The 19952-nt window shown below is 59.6% G+C and carries 17 protein-coding genes; 10 read left to right on the forward strand and 7 right to left on the reverse strand.

Annotated elements, in window-relative coordinates; translation table 11 throughout:
• The first annotated feature begins 36 nt into the window (after positions 1-36).
• Genes ACYQ6M_RS01370 through ACYQ6M_RS01380 form a run of 3 tightly spaced genes read left to right on the forward strand, consistent with a single transcriptional unit; the run spans position 37 to position 3551 of the window.
• Entirely contained in the window at positions 37-1278 is a 1242-nt protein-coding gene (locus tag ACYQ6M_RS01370; RefSeq protein WP_055656417.1) for a carbohydrate ABC transporter permease, read from the forward strand.
• Positions 1278-2426 (forward strand): carbohydrate ABC transporter permease, encoded by a 1149-nt coding sequence (locus ACYQ6M_RS01375; protein WP_460071688.1) that lies wholly within the window; start codon positions 1278-1280, stop codon positions 2424-2426. The genes ACYQ6M_RS01370 and ACYQ6M_RS01375 overlap by 1 nt, the downstream gene beginning before the upstream one ends.
• A 33-nt stretch (positions 2427-2459) precedes the next feature.
• The gene (locus tag ACYQ6M_RS01380) at positions 2460-3551 is read left to right on the forward strand and encodes an ABC transporter ATP-binding protein (protein ID WP_023001182.1); all 1092 of its coding nucleotides are present in this window, start codon (positions 2460-2462) and stop codon (positions 3549-3551) included.
• A 283-nt stretch (positions 3552-3834) separates the two neighbouring features.
• Here the strand turns inward: ACYQ6M_RS01380 and ACYQ6M_RS01385 are convergent, their stop codons facing one another.
• The 5 genes from ACYQ6M_RS01385 to ACYQ6M_RS01405 all read right to left on the reverse strand — a co-directional run bounded on the left by ACYQ6M_RS01385 (position 3835) and on the right by ACYQ6M_RS01405 (position 8521).
• Entirely contained in the window at positions 3835-4398 is a 564-nt protein-coding gene (locus ACYQ6M_RS01385; RefSeq protein WP_460071691.1) for a copper chaperone PCu(A)C, read from the reverse strand.
• A gap of 26 nt (positions 4399-4424) precedes the next feature.
• The gene (locus tag ACYQ6M_RS01390) at positions 4425-5747 is read right to left on the reverse strand and encodes an FtsX-like permease family protein (protein WP_460071693.1); all 1323 of its coding nucleotides are present in this window, start codon (positions 5745-5747) and stop codon (positions 4425-4427) included.
• Positions 5740-6420: an ABC transporter ATP-binding protein gene (locus ACYQ6M_RS01395; RefSeq protein ID WP_460071695.1), complete on the reverse strand. Its 681-nt coding sequence runs from the start codon at positions 6418-6420 to the stop codon at positions 5740-5742. The genes ACYQ6M_RS01390 and ACYQ6M_RS01395 overlap by 8 nt, the downstream gene beginning before the upstream one ends.
• A gap of 9 nt (positions 6421-6429) precedes the next feature.
• Positions 6430-6888, reverse strand: coding sequence for a hypothetical protein (locus ACYQ6M_RS01400; RefSeq protein WP_460071697.1), 459 nt, complete (start codon positions 6886-6888; stop codon positions 6430-6432).
• 130 nt (positions 6889-7018) lie between these two features.
• A complete protein-coding gene (locus ACYQ6M_RS01405; protein ID WP_460071699.1) occupies positions 7019-8521 on the reverse strand; it encodes an alkaline phosphatase in 1503 nt (500 codons plus the stop codon).
• A gap of 456 nt (positions 8522-8977) precedes the next feature.
• Here ACYQ6M_RS01405 and ACYQ6M_RS01410 point away from each other — a divergent pair, with 456 nt between their 5' ends.
• The 7 genes from ACYQ6M_RS01410 to ACYQ6M_RS01440 all read left to right on the forward strand — a co-directional run bounded on the left by ACYQ6M_RS01410 (position 8978) and on the right by ACYQ6M_RS01440 (position 17821).
• Positions 8978-9784, forward strand: a complete 807-nt coding sequence (locus tag ACYQ6M_RS01410) for a DeoR/GlpR family DNA-binding transcription regulator (protein WP_023001188.1) — start codon at positions 8978-8980, stop codon at positions 9782-9784.
• Entirely contained in the window at positions 9781-10869 is a 1089-nt protein-coding gene (locus tag ACYQ6M_RS01415) for an ABC transporter ATP-binding protein (protein WP_083660758.1), read from the forward strand. The genes ACYQ6M_RS01410 and ACYQ6M_RS01415 overlap by 4 nt, the downstream gene beginning before the upstream one ends.
• Before the next feature lie 67 nt (positions 10870-10936).
• Positions 10937-12220 carry an ABC transporter substrate-binding protein gene (locus ACYQ6M_RS01420; protein ID WP_168685256.1) on the forward strand — a complete coding sequence of 428 codons (1284 nt, stop codon included), beginning with the start codon at positions 10937-10939 and terminating at the stop codon, positions 12218-12220.
• A 120-nt stretch (positions 12221-12340) separates the two neighbouring features.
• The gene (locus ACYQ6M_RS01425) at positions 12341-13231 is read left to right on the forward strand and encodes a carbohydrate ABC transporter permease (protein WP_460071702.1); all 891 of its coding nucleotides are present in this window, start codon (positions 12341-12343) and stop codon (positions 13229-13231) included.
• Positions 13228-14049 (forward strand): carbohydrate ABC transporter permease, encoded by an 822-nt coding sequence (locus ACYQ6M_RS01430; protein WP_055656402.1) that lies wholly within the window; start codon positions 13228-13230, stop codon positions 14047-14049. Before ACYQ6M_RS01425 ends, ACYQ6M_RS01430 begins: the two co-directional genes overlap by 4 nt.
• A gap of 194 nt (positions 14050-14243) precedes the next feature.
• A complete protein-coding gene (locus ACYQ6M_RS01435) occupies positions 14244-15152 on the forward strand; it encodes a sugar kinase (protein WP_460071704.1) in 909 nt (302 codons plus the stop codon).
• A gap of 248 nt (positions 15153-15400) precedes the next feature.
• Complete coding sequence (locus tag ACYQ6M_RS01440) at positions 15401-17821, forward strand: methyl-accepting chemotaxis protein (protein WP_460071706.1); 2421 nt, start codon at positions 15401-15403, stop codon at positions 17819-17821.
• A gap of 237 nt (positions 17822-18058) precedes the next feature.
• Here the strand turns inward: ACYQ6M_RS01440 and iolB are convergent, their stop codons facing one another.
• Both iolB and iolE read right to left on the reverse strand, forming a co-directional pair.
• Complete coding sequence (gene iolB / locus ACYQ6M_RS01445) at positions 18059-18862, reverse strand: 5-deoxy-glucuronate isomerase (protein ID WP_062487170.1); 804 nt, start codon at positions 18860-18862, stop codon at positions 18059-18061.
• Positions 18859-19755, reverse strand: coding sequence for a myo-inosose-2 dehydratase (gene iolE, locus ACYQ6M_RS01450; RefSeq protein ID WP_460071709.1), 897 nt, complete (start codon positions 19753-19755; stop codon positions 18859-18861). The genes iolB and iolE overlap by 4 nt, the downstream gene beginning before the upstream one ends.
• Positions 19756-19952 lie beyond the last annotated feature (197 nt).

The following is a 19952-nucleotide window of genomic DNA, read 5'->3' on the forward strand; positions in this document are numbered from 1 at the left end:
GTGCCTCCCCATAATCAATAATGGGAGGGAACGGCCATGCTATCGGACAATCCGGCACTGTTAGGGCTCTTTACCATCGTCGTTGGCGTTGGAGCCTGCCTTGCCTATTTCTTCTTTTCGAATGTCTTTCTCGACAAGGTCCTGTTTCCGGCGCGCGGCCCCAATGCAGGAAAGAACATCAACCGGGCCAACATGATCCGGCCCTGGCTGTTCCTGTTCCCGGCCTTGTTCGCGCTGACGCTGTATCTTGCCTATCCGGTCTTCGAGACCTTGCGGCTGTCGCTGACAGACCGCTCCCAGGGAGGGGCTTTTGTCGGCCTTGCCAACTATCGCCAGATGATGAACGAGGCGAAGTTCTGGGAAGCGGTGCGCAACAACATGCTGTGGCTGATTGTCGTGCCGGCTGCCTCGACGGCTTTCGGGCTGCTGGTCGCCCAGCTCACGGACCGGATCAGATGGGGCAACTTCGCCAAGTCGCTGATCTTCATGCCGATGGCGATCTCTTTCGTTGGCGCATCGGTCATCTTCAAGCTGATCTACGATACGCGCGCCGCCGATCAGAACCAGATCGGCGTTCTGAACGCGATCTGGCTGAAGTTTGACGGTGGCATCGGCTCCGTTGTCTTTCTTCAGCTTCTGCCGACCCTTCTCCTGCTGGCATTCGCTGTTGTTGTTGCCTATGTGGCCTGGACCTTCGTGCGCGGCATTGTCGCCCGGGGGGAGGACAAGTCGATCTGGCTTCTGCCCCTGCGCCTTCTGGTCGCCGTTGGCGGGATCTGGCTGATCTGGATTTCGCTGAATTCCGCGCTCGGTGTCTGGATTGCCGAGGTGCCCTACGGCGAACCGCAGACCTGGCTGACCTTGCCGCTGTGGAACAACTTCTTCCTGATGGTGGTGCTGATCTGGATCCAGACCGGCTTTGCCATGGTGATCCTGTCCGCGGCCCTGCGCGGCATTCCGGAGGAAACCGTGGAAGCTGCGATCGTTGACGGTGCCAATCCGTTCCAGATCTTCTTCAAGATCAAGGTGCCGCAGATCATGGGGACCATCGTGGTGGTCTGGACCACGATCACGCTCACCGTGCTCAAGGTGTTCGACATCGTTTTCGCGATGACCAACGGCCAGTGGGAGACGCAGGTTCTGGCCAACTACATGTACGACAAGCTTTTCCGTGCCAACGATTGGGGAGTGGGGTCGGCGAGTGCCATCATCATCATGCTGCTCGTCACGCCGATCCTCGTCTGGAACGTTTACAACGCCCGGAAGGAGATGAAGTGATGGCCAGTATTGCTGGGAAAAAATCCGGCCTGACCTGGGCCGTTCAGATCTCCGTCGCAGCGCTCGTTCTGTTGTGGCTGTTCCCGACCGTCGGGCTGTTCGTCTCGTCCTTCCGGACCGCGGACCAGATCTCCAGCTCCGGCTGGTGGGCGGCGCTGTTTCCGGCGGAACAGAACGAGGTCTACCGGACTTCGGATCCGGACGAGACCCGTGTTGCCGACGGAGACCTTTTCACCGTGTCGGGCAACATCTTCGAAGGCGAGCCGCGCGAGATCCGCTCGTGGGGCGTCTCGTCCAGAGACGTGTCTGCTTACCAGTCGGGCGAAACGGCGGATATGGGCGATGGCGAAAGCCTGACGCTCCAGGCCGACGGGTCCTATGTCTGGAAGGGCAATGACAAGCAGATCTCCGGGCGTGGCCAGCGTGTTTTCGTGACCGCGACCGTGCCGCCGGAATTCACGCTGGAAAACTACCAGACCATCCTCTTTTCCGGCACCGGACAGGACAACATAGGCAAGGCGTTCTTCAATACGCTGACGGTCACCATTCCGGCGACGATCATCCCGATCGTCATTGCGGCTTTCGCAGCCTATGCGCTTGCCTGGATGGAATTTCCCGGCCGCGCCCTCTTGATCGCCGCCGTCGTGGCGCTGCTCGTCGTGCCGTTGCAACTGGCGCTCATTCCGCTGCTGCGGCTTCATCTCGCCGTCGGTATCGGCAAGGGATACATGGGGGTCTGGCTGGCCCATACGGCCTTCGGCATGCCGCTCGCGGTCTATCTGCTCAGGAACTACATGGTCGGATTGCCACGGGACATCATCGAGAATGCCAAGGTGGACGGGGCGACGGATTTCCAGATCTTCACCCGCATCATCCTGCCGCTCAGCTTTCCGGCCCTGGCGTCCTTCGCCATCTTCCAGTTCCTGTGGACCTGGAACGATCTGCTGGTGGCCAAGGTGTTCCTGATCGATGCCACGGGCTCTACCACGGTGATGACCAACCAGATCGTCGAACTCCTGGGAACGCGCGGCGGCAACTGGGAAATTCTCGCGACGGCGGCTTTTGTGTCCATCGCCGTGCCGCTCTTCGTGTTCTTCGCGATGCAGCGCTACCTCGTACGCGGCCTGTTGGCCGGGTCTGTGAAATAACATGAACAAAATCAACAATCGGGAGCAGCCGGCATGACATCGTTGTCCTTGAAGAATGTCAGCAAGTCCTATGGATCGGTCGAAGTTCTGCGTAACATCAACATGGAGATCAACGCAGGCGAGCTGATCGTTTTCGTCGGTCCGTCCGGGTGCGGAAAGTCGACATTGCTGCGGATGATCGCAGGACTTGAAAAGATCACCGGCGGAACGCTGGAGATCGACGGCGTGGTCGTCAACGATGTGCCGCCGGCACAGCGCGGCATTGCCATGGTGTTCCAGTCCTATGCGCTTTATCCGCATATGACGGTCTACGACAACATGGCCTTCGCCCTGAAGCTGGCGGGCAAGTCGCGCGACGAAATCGACAAGGCTGTGCGGGCGGCTGCGGACAGACTGCAGCTAACTGCCTATCTCGACCGCCTGCCGAAAGCACTGTCCGGCGGTCAACGCCAGCGCGTTGCCATCGGCCGCTCGATCGTGCGGGATCCCAAGGTATTCCTGTTCGACGAACCGCTGTCGAACCTTGATGCCGCCTTGCGTGTTGCCACCCGGATCGAGATCGCACAGCTGAAGGAGAGCATGCCGGAAAGCACCATGATCTACGTCACCCACGACCAGGTGGAAGCGATGACCCTCGCGACCCGGATTGTCGTGCTGCATGGTGGAGACGTGGAACAATTCGGTGCACCGCTGGACCTTTACGAGCGTCCCGCAAACACGTTCGTTGCCCAGTTCATCGGCTCTCCCGCGATGAACCTCGTCGATGCCAAGGTGACGGCGACCGGCCAGATGACATCTGTCCAGATGTCCGATGGCGGTCACGCGGATGTGCCAATTGCCTCGCTCGATAGCGACAAGGGTGCGCGCGTCAAGCTGGGCGTGCGTCCGGAAGATCTCAGCGTTACCGAAGGTGACGATTATCTGGTCGCGGCGAATGTCGAAATCGTGGAAGCCCTCGGCGAGACAACAGTGCTCTATTTCGCGCCGAGAGAGGGCCACGATGCTTTCATTGCCAAGATCCCGGGTATCTACAAGGTCGAAAAGGGCACGGAACTGCGCCTGACGGCCCCGCCGGAAAAGCTGCATCTGTTCGATGGCGAGGGGCGGTCGTTCCTTTACCGTTGATATTCCCGGCAGGGTTGGGTGTTTTTGGTAACGCTGTTGCCCCCCCCCACCCCTAACCCCTCCCCACAAGGGGGAGGGGGACTAATGCTTTACCGCGCCACTATGTAGGTGCGCTGAAACCCGCTGTCCCTTTTCAGGTATTCGGGAAGACAAGTGAGATCTTTTCAATCTGCACGGACTGATCCCCTTCCCCCTTGTGGGGAGGGGTTAGGGGTGGGGGTAATCATCGACTGAAGCTTGGGATACCAACCCCACTTAATCCCTGCCTCTAATCCCGGCAGATCTAATGCTGATGCCCGGCGTGGCTGTGCCGGGTTGCATTGATGGATTCGACCTGGGCCTGCATCTCGATATGGCCGAAATCGAATTCGATCTCGATTTCGAATTCCTCTCCTTCCCGGAAAGGGCGGGTAAGGCCGCCGAGGCGCAGGGCCAGGGCGTTGGGAGCAAGAACGAGGGACTTGCCAGGCTGGATCGGAACGGGCGGCAAGGGATCGTAGCCGGATTCACCGTCCTTCAGGGCAAAGCCGACCAGTTCGACCTTCGAGGCGATCTCGGTGTGACCGCCAACCAGCTTTACCTGCCGTCCGGAGGTGTTCTCGATGTTGACGAAAAGCAGCGCGGAGTTGGCCGAAGTCTCGCGGATCCAGGCGTGGACAGCACGCACGCCTTCAGACGTGCCTTCGTGGCTGCCTTCATCCTCATCATGATGATGTTCGGCTTCGTCATGCGTTTCGTGTGCTTCTGCATCGCCATGCCCTGTTTCGGAGGCAGTATGTGTGCCGGACGCCAAAGCAGAGTGAGGCAGGCAGAGCAGCAGTAGCAACAGGACGGCAAGGGCGCGCATATCGGGAAGATCCTTCAGGCTTCAGGTTAGGCGCGCAAATCAGTAATGATATTACGTGACATTGCCATGAAGGCCGGCAGAAGCGCGAGCAGAACCGTCAGACTGACGAAACCGGCGATGAGGTGAAACTCCGGCCAATCGAGCGTTGCCGTCACCAGAATGTCCGTTCGGGTGGTGACGATTGAGGAGATGACATCGACCGCGATCCAACCTACGCCCAGCCCGACGGCCGAGCCCAGGACAATCAGGGTGGCGGCATAGGACCAGACCACGGCAAAGACGAAGCGTCCCGGTGCCCCGAGAGCCCGCAAGAGTGCCAGACGCCTGGCGAACAACCGGGCAAGGGCTATCAGCCCCGTCAGGACACCGGCGGTCACCAGCACCTGGGTCAGCACCGCCATCACCGACATGATCTGACGGATGTCCCCCATGAGTGCATGAAGTTGCGCAAGCACCGCGCCGGGGAAGAACGCCATGGTGTCGTCGCGGGTGAACTCGGACCGCAGGGCGTAATTCGCCCAGAGCTCATTGGCATGAACGAGTATCGCCGGTGTTCCCGGGAAATAATCGGCGTCAAACGGCGGGCCGATCTGTGTCTGTCGTTCCGGGCCATGGCCATTGGTCAGCCCGTGCACTTCCCAGACGCTTTCCACCGGAACGAGAATGGCCTTGTCCCACGGGCTGCCGGTGGGCGGCATCCTGCCGACGATGGTGAGCGCGTGGCCGGCGTGGGCATCTTCTTCCGCGCTGTCACCAATGCCGTGCGCGGGTTCGAATGTCTCGCCAAGCTTCAGGTTGACCCGCGAGCCGGCAACCGCTTCCCCGCTGCCGGCAAAGAGCCTGCCTTCGGCAAGGTTCCCTGCCAGATGCGTGACGAACTGCGGCGTGGTGCCGACAACGGGTGACGACAGGTAGCTGTCGCCGAAGGCAATCGGGGCGGCAAGGTCGACGTCGTCATGGGTGGCAATCTCGTTGTAGATCTCGCCTCCCAGAAGCGGCACGTCGCTTGGCTGCAGATAGACGGCGGCAAACATCATGGTGATTTCGCTGCCGGGGGCTGCGACGATCAGATCGAACTTTTCCGCTGCCCGTGCCGTTCCCTTTCTGAGGCCGCGTTCCTGGGCTATCAGGCCAACGCCGATACCGATGGAAATGGCGATCAGGAAAACGAAGGTCAGATTGGTCCAGCGGAAGCGCCAGAGCAGTGCTCCGACCAGCGCCTGTGGCCGGAAGCCCCAGATCACGATCAGGCCGGTTATCACGGCTGGGAGCAGAAGCAGCACGAGCCACAGCGTGTCCTGGGCAAGCGGCGAAAGGTCTTGCCAGCGGTCTGCGAAAAAGTCAGGCACCGACGGCCTCCGTCTGCAGGTGGCCGTCCGTCACTTCGACGACCCTATCCATCCGGTCCAGCAGATGCTGGTCGTGGCTGATGGCGATCAGCGTCTTGTTCCGTGCGCGGGTCAGGCTGATCAGGTCTTCGATCAGGGCATCGGCTGTCTTGCGGTCGAGGCTTGCCGTCGGTTCGTCCGCGAGAATGATCGCGGGGTCGTGGGCCAGCGCGCGGGCGATCGCAGTGCGTTGGCGCTCGCCGCCGGAAAAACTGTCTACGGTCCGCGCTTCTGCCGGCACCTTGAGGCTCTTGAGAAAATCCCGTGCGGTGTCGGTGATCGACCGGCGCTTCACTGCCGGGTTGAACGCCGTTGCAAGGGAGGCGTTGCCAAGGGCGCTCAGTTCTTCAAACAGCAGGAAGTCCTGGAAGATTAGCCCGACATGGCTGCGGCGGAACGCGGCGCGAGCGGCGTCGTTCAGCTGCACCAGATCGGCTGCACCCCAGCGGATATGACCTGTCATGGCCGGGTGCAGTCCGGCGAGCGCGTAGAGAAAGGTCGATTTCCCGGCACCTGAGGGGCCACGCAGGCCGATGGTCGCGCCTGGTGTCGCTTCAAAGTGATCGCAGGACAGCAGCACCCGGCCACCGGGTGCCCTGACGCGGAGATCGTCGACTTGAAGAGCAAGATTCATGAGTAGTTGTCAGCTGCGTTCATAGACAGCATCGACCAGTCTTGCCCGGCTGACGAACCCGGTCTCGGGATCCTTGAAGGTTCCCAGTTCCAGAACGCCGCGTGTCACGATCTTGCTGTTGAAGGCGACCACGTCGACAATGCGCTTGGTGTAGATGGCGAGAATGTCCCGCGGCCATTCCGCCTCGGTTTCACAGAACGGGCAAACTGCCATCGGAATCTTGGTGAGTACGAAGAACTGGCTGTCGGCCTTCAGGGGTGGGGCCATGTAGCCGCCGACCGATACCCTGGTGCCTTCCAGTGAATGGGCGAGGTCGGAAAAGCTCCGGTCCTTGTTGTAAAGCGTGCGCAACTTGAGGGGGGCATCTGCCGCACAGGAGGTGTTCGGCAGCAGAATTCCGGCAAACGGAGCGAGGCCAAGCCCGGCGATAAGCTGTCTGCGGTTCATGACATCCCTGGTTCTGGCCAATTCATGCTCCTAACTTATCCGGCTAACATGACAAACAGGCAAAGGCCTGCCGGGCGGCAGGCCTTCAGGATCCCTGGCCGGTATTCGACCAGGGATCCCGCTGAGCGCTTGTTGGACGCTGACTGAAGGCTTATTGGGCGTTCACAGCGTGGTTCATGACGTGGAAGATAACGTTCTGCTCGATGGTGCCATCGACCAGGTGTGCCCACGGGCCCTTTGCGTAGACCGCAACATCTTCACCCGAATGGGTTTCGGAGGACTTGGGGATCAGCGCCTGCTGGACGTAGTCCAGATCGGTGGCGGTTTCCTGGTCCAGGTCCGGGCGCGAGCCGGTGTAGTCGTTTTCGCCTTCGCCCTTCTTCAGAACCGAACCGGTGCCGTTCAGGTAACCGATCACGGTGTACGGCTTGCCGTCATCCGCGGTCAGAACCTTGTCGGAATGCTTGATGCCCACCTGAGCAACGTCATAGCAAAGGCCGAGGATGGCCGAACCGCGGCCGCAATAGCCGTTGAAGGCGATGGCATGTTCGTGGTCGGCGGTGACGATGATCAGCGTGTCTTCATCGTTGGTCAGCTCGTCAGCAATGGCAACGGCTTCTGCAAAGGCGACACCGTCGCGCATGGCGCGGGCCGCATTGCCGTCATGGTTGGCGTGGTCGACGCGTCCGGCTTCGATTTCCAGGTAGTAGCCGCCTTCGTTCTTGGACAGATATTCGATGGCTGCCTTGGTCATGTCGGCCAGGGACGGCTCGTCATTGTCGGCGCGGTCGGCCTCATATTCCATGTGGCTGTTGTTGAACAGGGCCAGTACGGGGCTGGAGCCGTCAAGCTTCAGCGACTGGAAACCGGCGGTGTCGGATGCGAACTGTGCACCCAGTCCGGTTGCACGCTCAACCAGGTCGACATTGTCTTCGCGGCGGCCCTTCAGCCCACCCATTTCCTTGTCCTTCGGCAGGAAGTAACGGCCACCGCCGCCCATTGCCAAATCAACGGTGCCGGCTTCCATGGCGTCGATCAGCTGGGTCGCGATGTCTTTCTGTGCGGTGCAGCCTTCCGGCACGGCGTCTTCCCAGTTGCGGTTGGCGGTCTTGGCGTAGACAGCAGCCGGAGTTGCGTGGGTCAGGCGGGCGGTGGAGATGACGCCGACGGACTTGCCGGCTTCGGTCATCATTTCGGAGAATAGGGCAAGCTGGTTGCCTTCGACGGTGGAGCAATCGTCATGGATGGCTTCTTCGCCGAGGTTGATCAGGTTGAAGCGCTGCTTCACGCCTGTGTTCATCGAGCCGGCGGTCGGAGCGGAGTCCGGCGTCTGGGCGTTGATGTTGTAGGTCTTGACCAGGGCGCTGTAGAACTCCGGAGTTTCGTACGGGAGAACGTTTTCCTCGCCCAGCATGCCTTTCTGCTGACCGTCGAAAAGGCGCGTGGCGTAGTTGGTGCCGACACCGTTGCCGTCTGCGATCAGCAGGATCACGTTCTTGGCGCGGTTGGTGTTCGGCTGACGGTCCAAAATGGCCTGAATGGCGGCTTCGCCATCCTTGTACCACTGGCTGGAGGCTTGCGGCAGGGCGTCCTGAGCAAAGGCGACGGAGCCGGTAAGGGCCAGCGCCAGCGAAGTGCAAACGATCGTTTTCATGATATCTCCCGGAGGTGAGGGTGCATCCCGGGAGCTACTTAAAAACGCTGCATGACATCTGATTGACAGTTGGATGACGAAACAGATTTGTTATTTTATTACATAACCTCCACGATTGAATTCAATTCTTCTACTTTTGCGCCGTCTTGTCTCTTCTTCGGTAGCGTCTTGTCATCGAACCGCAGGGTTGGTCCCCGGCCGGGTAATCGGCCTGGCAGCTTCGTGAAAAGCCCGGGCAATTACAGATAGAAAAATGGAGTCCTGAAATCTGAGGACGCTGTCGCGTCCTGTGTTCCTGGGCTGCCCGCTATCCCCTATTGTCACATCATTTTCATATGAGCGTCGAATAAGGTTCATATGAAAATGTTTTAACGGGCTTCGAAGTCAGGCTTTTTCGAGTCAACATGATGCCTTTGGAGCAACTGGCCTTCTGCATCTGCAGGAGGAGAGGGGACGATGGCGGATCAGAAGAACATGCTTGGGCAAATAGACATTTCAAAGCGTCAGGCCGAAATCGCGGATCTGGTACAAAAGGCAGGGTTTGCGTCCGTCGAGGAACTGGCGGACCGGTTCGAGGTGACCACGCAGACAATTCGCAGGGACGTCAACGGTCTTTGCGAACTGGGGATCCTGCGCCGGACCCACGGCGGCGTCGAGCCTCCGGCACCGGCGTCCAACATCCACTATTCCACCCGGCAGATTCTCAATCTTCCGGAAAAGCAGCTGATTGCGAAACTGGTGGCCGGCCACGTCGGCAACAACCAGTCGATCGCGTTTTCCATCGGCACCACCCCCGAGATCGTGATGCAGGCCCTGGTTGGGCATGAGAAACTGGCGGTTTTCACGAACAATCTGAACGTGGCCTTCACGGCTTCGGTCAATCCGTCGTTTCAGGTGACCATCACCGGCGGGCGGTTGCGTCATGGCGACCGCGACGTGCTGGGGTCCGCAGCGCAGGCGTTCTTCTCCAACTACAAGGTCGATATCGGCATTTTTGGTGTCGCAGGTGTCGATGAAGACGGCACGCTGCTGGATTTCCATGAGGACGAAGTGGCGGCCCGCCAGTCGATACTCGCCAATTGCCGCCGGTCCTATCTGGTTCTCGATCACAGCAAGTTCGGCCGGAACGCCCATGTGCGCGGCGGTCAACTCAGCGATGTCGATGCGATCTTCACCGATTGCCCGGTGCCGGATGTTTTCCTGGCATCGCTGGAAGGCACGAAAACGGAAGTGTTCGTGGCCGACGACGGGGATGAGGCGTGACATCAGATCCGCATATCCCGGGTGCGAAACCCTCTGGCGCCGGCAAGCCGATCGTTCTTGAGACGGTGTCGCGTACCTGGGGTGAGACGGTGGCCGTCGATGGCCTGTCGATCGATATTCCGGCGGGCTCCTTCACGGCACTTCTGGGACCGTCCGGCTGTGGCAAGTCAACGACATTGCGCATGATTGCGGGTCTCGAGAATGTCAGTAGCGGACGCATCCTGATCGGCGGAGAGGATGTCACCGGCCGTCCGTCGGCCAAGCGTGACCTTGCCATGGTGTTCCAGTCCTATGCGCTGTTTCCGCATCTGAACGTTGGCGAGAACATCATCTTCGGCCTGAAGGTCCGCCGGGTTGGCAGGGCCGAGCGGGACCGGCGTCTTGCACGGGTTGCCGATCTTCTGGGCCTTGGCCAGTTGCTGGAGCGCAAGCCGGGTCAGCTTTCGGGCGGTCAGCAGCAGCGTGTCGCCCTTGGGCGGGCAATCATCGGCGAAAAGCCGATCTGCCTGATGGACGAGCCGCTGTCCAATCTCGACGCCAAGCTGCGCCATGAAATGCGGGTGGAGATCCGCGCGCTGCAGCAGCAGCTCGGCTTCACGATGGTCTATGTCACGCATGATCAGGTCGAGGCCATCACCATGGCCGATCAGGTGGTGCTTTTGAACGGTGGCCGGCTGGAGCAGGTGGCGAGCCCGCGGGATCTTTACGAAAAACCGGCAACGCCTTTTGCCGCCCGTTTCATCGGCACCCCGCCAATGAACCTCTTTCCGGCCAATGCCTTCAGGAAGCTGTGCACCGCGCCGGACTTCAAGCTCGGCCTGCGCCCGGAGGCAATGCATCTGGAAGACGGCGGCCCGGTCAACGCGTCTGTTCGTGCCGTCGAGTATCTGGGGGCGGATGTGCTGGCCGATTGCGAAGTTGCCGGCACCGGTTTTCAGGTGCGCCTTCCGGCCAGCCGGGCCTTCACGCCCGGCCAATCCGTGCAGCTCGGCTTTTCGCCGGATGATCTTCATGTTTTCGACGCCGATACCGGCCGCCGCCGGGACGATCTCATTTCCGAGTTCGGAGCCTTGTTGCGCTCCTGACCTGCTGCGCACGCCCGCGTAGACCGACCGCAGACCTGCGGATTTTCGAACCTTAGGAAGTAAACTGATGTTGAAGTCCACTTTCCTGAAAGCCGTTGCGGCAACGGCGCTTTCCTTCAGCACCTGGGCCTCCGCTCAGGCTGTTGATTTGCAATTCTATTTTCCGGTCGCCGTTGGCGGCAAGGCTGCTGACACCATCCAGGAACTGACCGACGCCTATGTTGCGCAGAACCCGGACGTTACAATCGACGCCGTTTATGCCGGCTCCTACCAGGACACCGTCGCCAAGGCGATCACCGCTTCGCGCGGCGGCAACCCGCCCCAGCTTTCGGTGATCCTGTCTGCCGACATGTTCACCCTGATCGATGAAGATCTGATCCAGCCCTTCGACGACTATCTGACCAGCGACGAAGACAAGAAATGGGTCGAAGGTTTTTATCCGGCATTCATGGAAAACAGCCAGACCGGCGGCAAGACCTACGGCATTCCGTTCCAGCGCTCCACGCCGGTGCTCTACTGGAACAAGGAAGCCTTCGAAGCGGCCGGGCTTGACCCGGAGATCGCTCCGGCAACCTGGGACGAAATGGTCGAGTTCGGCAAGAAGCTGACGAAGAAAGACGACAGCGGCAATGTCACCCAGTGGGGCGTGCGTATTCCGTCTTCCGGTTTCCCGTACTGGCTGTTCCAGGGCCTTGCCATCGAAAACGGCGCGATCCTGGCCAATGCCGACGGCAACAAGACCAACTTCGACGATCCCAAGGTGGTCGAGGCGCTGCAGTATCTTGTCGATCTCAGCACCAAGCACGAAGTGATGGCTCCGGGCATCATCGAGTGGGGGGCAACGCCGAAAGCCTTTTTCGAAGGCCAGACGGCCATGATGTGGACCTCCACCGGCAACCTCACCAACGTTCGTGACAATGCCCCGTTCAAGTTCGGCGTTGCCATGCTGCCGGAAAAGGCACAGCGCGGCGCACCGACTGGCGGTGGCAACTTCTACCTGTTCAAGGGCGCTTCAGACGAACAGAACAAGGCTGCCGTCAAGTTCGTGCAGTGGATCACGGCTCCGGAACAGTCCGCGAAGTGGACCATCGCAACAGGCTACGTCGCTCCGCGCGCCGAAACCTGGGAAACCGACACGATGAAAGCCTATGCGGCTGATTTCCCGGCTGTCCTGGTTGCCCGCGACCAGCTGGACTTCGCCAAGGCTGAACTGGCGACCTACCAGAACCAGCGCGTGACCGGCATCTTCAACGATGCGCTTGCTGCTGCCATCACCGGCCAGAAGGATGCCGAAACGGCTCTGAAGGAAGCTCAGGCGCAGGCTGACGAGATCCTGAGCGAATACCGCTAACGCCATTCGGGGCGGAGCGCCGGGTCCCACTCCGGTGTTCCGTCCCGTTCTCCAGACCTTTCGCCGTCCTAACCGCAATTTGCTTTAGGTCGGGTTTTTCTCCTTATCGGGGCCTAGACCATGAAGCGGGGCATTGCCTTGAAACGCGACTGGATCCACGGCTGGCTGCTGTTGCTGCCGGCGATGGTGTTCTTGTTTGCCTTTACCCACATCCCCGCGGTCACGACGTTCCTGAACAGCTTCTTTTCCACCCCGCGCGGACGCCGCCCGGCCAAGTTCATCGGCCTATCCAATTATGAGCGCATGCTGGATGACCCGGTGTTCTGGAAAGTGCTCTGGAACAACGTCTGGTTCGCCTTTGGCACCATTCCGGTCTCTGTAGGCCTGGCCATCGTCATGGCACTCTGGGTCAACGACAGGCTGGTTGGCAGAAGCTTCGTGCGCATGGCCTATTTCACGCCGACCGTTCTGCCTCTGATCGCCGTCGCCAACATCTGGATGTTTTTCTACACGCCCGGCTTTGGCCTGGTCGACCAGATCACCGGCGCCCTGTTTGGCTGGCCTGCCAGCAACTATCTCGGCAACCCGGACACCGCGCTCAACGCCATCATCGTGGTCACCGTCTGGAAGGAAGCCGGCTTCTTCATGATCTTTTACCTTGCGGCGCTGCAGGCAATTCCGGTCACGCTGAAGGAGGCTGCGCAGATCGAAGGCGCCGGGCGCTGGACGATCTTCTGGCGGATCACCTTTCCACTCCTGATGCCGACGACCCTGTTCGTCTGCGTCAACGCGGTCATCAATTCCTTCCGCCTGATGGACCATATCTTCATTCTGACGGACGGCGGGCCGGACAACGCTTCGGCACTGCTGCTGTTCTACATCTACGAGGTCGCCTTCCGCTTCTGGGAAACCGCCTATGGCGCAACGCTTACCGTCGCTCTTCTTGTGCTTCTGTCGCTGCTTGCCATCGGCCAGTTCTTCTTCTTCGACCGCAAGGTGCATTACAAATGACCGGCGCCGGCTTTTCCTTCGACAGGGTGCTCAACACCTTCGCTGCCTGGGCATTGGCACTGTTGTGGGTGCTGCCGCTGGCCTATGCCATCTGGACCGCTTTTCATCCGGCGGCCTATGAGGCACGGTTCGAGCTTCTTGCACCGCTGACACTCGACAATTTCGCAAAGGCCTGGGATGCGGCACCCTTTGCCCGTTACTTCCTGAACACCTTCCTGCTGGTGTCGATGATCCTTGCCGGGCAGTTTTTCCTCGGCACGCTGGCCGCCTTTGCCTTCGCCCGGTTCCAGTTTCCCGGGCGCAATGTCCTCTTTACGCTTGTCTTGCTGCAGCTTCTGGTGATGCCGGACATCCTGATGGTGGAAAACTATCAGACCATGCGCATGCTCAATCTGGTGGACACCATCCCTGCCATCGCGCTGCCCTACATCGCGTCCGGCTTTGGCATCTTCCTGCTGCGGCAAACCTTCATGACCATCCCGAAGGAACTGGACGAGGCAGCGCGCATCGAGGGTGCTTCGGTTCTGGGCGTGTTGTGGCGGGTCTATATTCCGCTCGCAAAGCCGACCTATCTTGCCTATGGCCTCGTTTCCGTCAGTCACCACTGGAACAATTTCCTGTGGCCGCTGATCGTGACCAACTCGGTGGACACCCGCCCGGTTACCGTCGGTCTCAGCATCTTCTCGGCCATCGACAGCGGGGTGGAATGGTCGGTCATCAATGCCGCGACGTTGATGACCTCCGGGCCGCTGCTGATCGCCTTTCTGCTGTTCCAGAGGCAGTTTGTCCAAAGCTTCATGCGCGCCGGCATCAAATAAAATTAATCCGAGAAACAGCAGAAACCGGGGATGAATGACCATCGTCCGGACGGCCAAACCGCTTTGGCAAGGGGCATAGACCTTTGTGCCACTTTTTAAGGCATGGACTTTTATGCTAATGGATTTAAATCCCGGTTTTCTGCGGGGTTTTTGCCTTAAGTTTTTCTGATCCCCGAGCATCGAGGAGCCCTGCCGTGTCACTCAAATTCCTTGCCATTGGCGAATGTATGGTCGAGATGGCACCAACGGGTGAGGGCACCTATGCCATGGGGTTTGCCGGCGACACGCTCAACACCGCCTGGTATGCGCGCAAATGCCTGCCTGCCGACTGGACCGTCGGCTATTACACTGCGGTTGGCCGCGATCAGGTGTCGGAGCAGATGCTTTCCTTCCTGAAAGAATCCGACCTGGAGACGGCTGCCATCCAGAAGCGGGACGACCGGACCGTCGGCCTCTACATGATCCAGCTGAAGGACGGCGAACGCAGCTTCGCATACTGGCGTTCGCAATCGGCAGCCCGGTGTCTTGCCGCGGACGGGACACATCTTGCATCTGCGCTTGGTGGTGCGGGGTTGATCTATTTCAGCGGGATTACCCTTGCGATCCTTCCATCGGAAGACCGGGCAAAATTTCTGGACGCACTCAGAACCGCGCGAAAAGCCGGTGCCAAAACGGCGTTCGACCCGAACCTGCGTCCGCGTCTTTGGGAAGATGCGGACACCATGCGGGCAAGTGTTACGGAAGCTGCCGGCTGCTGTGATTTCCTGATGCCGTCCTTCGAGGACGAGCTGGCCCATTTCGGTGATGCAACGCCAGACGTCAGCGCCGACCGCTATCTGGCTGCAGGGGCAGGCATGGTCGTGGTCAAGAACGGGCCGGAAGAGGTGATCTGCGCGGATGCCGGTTCCCGGCAGGCTTTCCAGCCTGCGCCGGTTTCCAGCATTGTCGATACGACTGCGGCCGGCGACAGCTTCAACGCTGCGTTTCTGGCGAAATATCTTTCGGGCGGCGACGTCCCGGCAAGCGTTGATGCCGGTGCAAGTCTCGCCGGCAAGGTGATCCAGCACCGTGGTGCCCTCGTTGCCTGTCTCGAAACTGCCTAAGGGTAAGTGCGTATGATTCGACTGGTGATTGATTGCTTCAAGAAGAGGCGTTCAACCCACAAGAGAATATATTGCGATTATTGACAGTATAATTTAGGAGCGGCTCCGAATCCTTTCGCCAATATTTGCCTGAAAATAACTTTATGCGATGAAATTAAGCTTTCATTCGCTCCTTGTCCTTACCCTACGTTCGGTTTTGATCGTTGGCTGAACGGGCCATCTGATGGGGGGTGCGAATGTTCTCAGGCATGCGTTTGTCGAAAAAGATTCCGGCGCTGGTTTTGGGCGCCGCTGCGGTGGTTGGCATCGGTGTCGGTGTAGAAAGCTACCTCACGTCTTCTGTGATCGTGAAAGAACTGACGAAGGAACGCCTTCAGACGGCTGCCGAGACTGGCGAAAAGGAAACAGTCGCCTATCTGCAGGCGATCGAACGCGAGCTCATTCTGACGGCTGAGCACCCTGGCACAGCAGCCGCTGTCCAGGAGTTCGCCTCTGTTTGGGATTTCTGGGAAATGTACGGCGGCAATCCGCAGGAAGAACTGCAAGCTGCGTATATCACCGGCAACCCGCATCCGACCGGCGAGAAACACAAGCTCGACCGGGCCGAGACCGGGTCGGCTTACGACGAAGTGCACGCCAAGTATCACCCCTGGTTCCGAAAACTGCAGCAGGACCAGGGCTATTACGACGTGTTCCTGTTCGACGCCAAGGGCAACCTCGTCTACACGGTCTTCAAGGAACTGGATTACGCCACGAATTTCGAAAAGGGTGGTGGCCAGTGGGCCGATACCGACCTCGGCGAAGTCTATCGCAAGGCGATGGCGATCACCGCCGAGGACGAAGTCGCCTTTGAGGATTTTGCCGCCTATAAACCGAGCTTCGACGCCCCCGCCAGCTTCATGGCGCACCCCATTCACGTGAAGGGTGAAACGGTTGGCGTAGTGGCCTTCCAGATGCCGATCGACAAGATCAATTCTCTCATGAGCAGTGGTCTCGGGCTTGGAGAAACCGGTGAATTGGCTTTGATCGGCGAAGATCGCATGATGCGCAACGATACGCCGCTCACTGCCGACAAGAACGATATTCTGGCTACGGAACTGAGTGGGCCCGTCATCGACAAGGCCTTCGCGGAAGGCAGCGCCTTCGGCATGTCTACCTACTTTGGTGACGAACTGATGGACGTTGAAGCCGAGAAGTTCACCTACCAGGGCAAGAACTTCGCCATCGTCGCCATGCAGCCTTATGCAGAAGCCGTTACCCCGCTGACAGATATGCGCAACCGGATGGTCCTCGCCGGGCTCGCCTTGCTTGCGATTGCCGCTGCCCTTGGCTTCTTTGCAGCGCGCTCCGTAACAAAGCCGATCAACATGGTGGTTTCCGCCATGAACCGGCTTGCCGATGGGGACACGCGCGTAGAGACGGACGGTTCCGAGCGGGGCGACGAGATCGGCGACATGTTCAAGGCTGTGGCGATTTTCAAGGAAAACGCCATTCAGCGCCGTCATCTTGAAGATCAGGCCCGCAACGAACGTGACAGGGAACGCCAGCGCCAGGCTTTCCTGGAAGGGGTGATCACGGACTTCAAGTCGATCATGACTGATCGCCTGGCAACCGTGTCCGACCAGATGGAACGGATGCGGGGTGCTGCCACAACGTTGGAAGACCTGGCATCAAATGCGAAGTCTGAATCCGATCAGGCAGGCCACGCCTCCATCAGTGCTTCTGAAAACGTCGCCGCCGTTGCCGCCGCAACAGAAGAAATGACGGCCACGGTTCAGGAAATCGCCAACCAGACCGAAGCCACCACCCGCATCGTTCTGGAGACCGTGGAAGCGGCGGAACAGACCAACCGCAACGTTCAGACGCTGTCGGAAGCTGCCGAACATATCGGCAGCGTGGTCAATCTCATTCGCGATATCGCAGAGCAGACAAACCTTCTGGCACTCAATGCCACGATCGAGGCAGCCCGTGCGGGGGAAGCCGGTCGCGGTTTTGCGGTCGTGGCATCGGAAGTCAAACAGCTTGCAGAGCAGACTTCCAAGGCGACGGACGAGATTTCCGGCCGGATTTCAGGCATCCAGTCCTCGGTCCGCGATGCAGCGGGTGCCATCGAGCACATTGCCGAGAAGGTGTCCGACATCAAGAACCTGACCAGTTCCGTGGCAGGGGCTATCGAGGAACAGCGGGCGGCAAACCAGGAAATCGCGCGCTCGGCCCGTTCGGCCAGCGACAGCACAGGCAATGCAGCCAGCAGCATGTCGTCTGTTTCCGGTGCAGTTGAACAAACGTCGACGGAGGCCGGATCGGTCAACACTGCGTCCGACCTGGTTTCGGAGGCAAGCGACAGCCTTGCCCGCGAGGTCGAGAAGTTCCTGGCGGACGTCACGAAGGACGTCGAGGACCGGAGACGTTCGGTGCGCAAGGCGATTTCCGAGGATGTTGCCATTACCTTCGCGGATGGCCGCAAGCGTGCCGCGCAGCTGATCGACGTCAGCGTCACCGGCGCGCAGATCCTGGATATGACCGATCTGCCGATCGGCGAACGGATGACGCTGGAATTCCTGGATGGCACCGTGCTGCAAGGCAAGGTCGTGCGCCAGACAGGAGCAGGCTGCGGCGTGGAATTCGCCGAACAGCTAGCAGAAAGCCACATTCTCATCGCCGCATAAGACGGCAATCTCAGGAAACGAAAAGGGCGCCTGTCGGCGCCCTTTTTTGTTGACGAAAGCCCTTGCGCCCCGATCCCGGAACTTCGCTTCGCTGCGTCCGGGATGACGGATGAGGGGGAAAGGAACGGTGCCGTTGGCGCCTTTTCCCTGTCCTCACCATGCACGATCCTCATCCTGAGGAGGGCCAAAGGCCCGTCTTGAAGGATGGGCCACTTGCTCAGTCTCAGCTGCTTGAGCCTACCCAGCGTCCCGTTGGGCAATCCAGTCGTGATCCGGATGGTTCTGGAAGCGCCACTTGCGCATCGGGCCGGCCATGACGTTCAGATAATACATCTCGTAGCCGTAGGGTGCGCCGCAGGGGTGATGGCCCTTGGGGACCAGCACCACGTCGCCATCGGCAACAGCCATCGTCTCGTCCAGCTCGCCGTCCTCGGTGAAAACGCGCTGGAACCCGAAACCCTGTTTCGGGTTCAGGCGATGGTAGTAGGTTTCTTCCAGATAGGTCATGTCCGGAAAATTGTCTTCGTCGTGCCGGTGCGGCGGGTAGGACGACCAATTGCCCTGGGGCGTGAACACTTCCGTCACCAGCAGGCTGTCGGCGATATCGCTTTCTTCCATCGCAATCGGGTGGATATAGCGGGTGTTCGCTCCCTTGCCGCGTTCCACCTGGCCGATGTCCGTGATCACACGGGCCTTGTAGTTGCCCTTGCCGGGGGCGGTGCAGACCGCCAGAACGCAGTCGGTTGTCGCCGTTGCGGACCAGCTGCTGCCGTTGGGCACATAGACGCAATGCGGCTTCTTGCGTTCGAAAACGCTCATCCGGTCGCCCAGTTCACCAAAGCTTTCATCTGCAGCGGAAATCGACGCCTTGCCTTCCACGAGGACAAGGATGACTTCCTTGTCACCGGTTTCTTCCGATGCCGACTGTCCCGCTTCCAGATGATACAGGCCGAAGCCGACATAGCCCCACCTGGCGCTTTCAGGCGTGATGTCGTGCACCTTGCCGGAGGTGCCGGACGGTTTGACGAGAAGATGGCTCATGTCAAATCCACTTCCTTTGCGAGTTGCTTGAGGGTCTTGAGGCCGAGGCTCTGATACTGGAACGGATTGCGGACTTCCGGGTCCTGCTCTGCCTCGATAACGATCCAGCCTTCGTAGCCGGTGTTCTTCAGGATCTGGAGAAGTGGTTTGAAATCAACGCCGCCTTCCTCGTCACCCGGTACGGTGAAGACGCCGGCACGGACGCCGTCCATGAAGGACTTCTTGTCTTCGCGGATATCCTTCATCACGGCAGGCCGAACGTTCTTGGCATGGAAATGCTTCACGCGGGCAGCGTGTTTTTCCAGAACCGGCGCCGGATCCTGACCATCGCTGCCGAAATAGCAATGACCGGCATCGAACAGCAACTTGGTCGCCGGGCCGGTGGCATCCATGAAGGCGTCGATTTCCGCCGGTGTCTCGACCACAGTGCCCATGTGGTGATGGTAGACAAGGTCGATGCTCTGGCTTGCGCAGAAGGCCGCGAGTTCCTCGATCTTGGCGCCGAAGGCTTTCATCTCTTCTGCGGTAAGAACCGGGCTGGTGTTGATGTCGACCTGAGAGCCCTGAATGGTGTTGGAGGTCTCGCAGGCAATGCAGACCTTGCAGTCATTGTGCTTCAGCTTGTCCAGATGCGGCTGGATCGCCTTCTTTTCGGCCTCGACCGACTGGGCAAGCAGGTTGAGCGAGTACCAGCCGGAAATGAACTTGAGCCCATGGCCGCCCAGAAGCTGTTTCAGTTCTTCCGGATCGTTGGGCCAGCGGTGGCCGTTCTCGATACCGTCGAAGCCGATTTCGGAAGCTTCCGACAGGATCTGCTCGGTCGGAATATGTGCGCCAAGGGTCTGGTCGTCATCATTGGCCCAGGCGATCGGGTTGGTGCCGTAAAGGATCATGGCTGTAGTCCTTGTCCGCCGAGGCGGAGTGTTGGGTTCGATATCTGTGTTTTTCTCGACCTCATCCTGAGGAAGCGCCTCGGCGCTGTCTCGAAGGATGGGCCACTTGTTCGGTATATGCCGCCCATCCTTCGAGACGGACCTGACGGTCCTCCTCAGGATGAGGTGTGACTGGGTGGAAAAGCTGGGTTGGTGTT

The organism is Roseibium sp. ROS1 (assembly GCF_054658215.1).